At 78.2% G+C, this 412-nt stretch carries 1 protein-coding gene; it reads right to left on the bottom strand.

All coding sequences use genetic code 11. The annotated features are described in order from the left end of the window. Positions 1-82: 82 nt before the first annotated feature. Positions 83-412 (bottom strand): lycopene cyclase family protein (locus tag AAW13_RS43900; protein ID WP_240528946.1); only part of this gene is annotated, 330 nt, incomplete at its 5' end.

The raw sequence follows: 412 nt of genomic DNA, 5'->3' as shown, positions 1-412 counted from the left end.
GGCAGGGGCAGGGGCAGGGGCAGGGGCAGGATGAGGAGGCAGGAGGAAGCGGCAGGGGGCGGGCGGTGTCGGAGGCCGGGGGTCAGGCCGTGGAGGGCGGCGGGGCGGCGGGAGCGGTGCGGCGCGGGACGAACGGCAGGGCCAGCGCCGAGGCGAGCATCGCGGGGACGGGCACGTGCAGCCCGATGGACAGGTCCTCCGCCAGCCCCGTGCGTCCGTCCAGGAAACGCAGCAGGCGCGGCGCGGGCACGTGGGTGAACAGCCGTGTGAAGAAGGCCGGACCGTCCACCCGGCCGTGGTCGAGGGCGTGCAGCAGCACCGCGTCCATGTAGCGGGAGCGGGCCGAGTGGACGCGCGGCGGGACGGGGCGGCGCCCCGCGTGCAGGGCGGCGGCCACCGCGCGTGTCTGCCG

Source organism: Streptomyces humi (assembly GCF_001005085.2).
Taxonomy (GTDB): Bacteria; Actinomycetota; Actinomycetes; order Streptomycetales; family Streptomycetaceae; genus Streptomyces; species Streptomyces humi.
The sequence above is the reverse complement of the archived record's forward strand: the minus strand, read 5'-3'. Positions and strand labels throughout refer to the sequence as shown.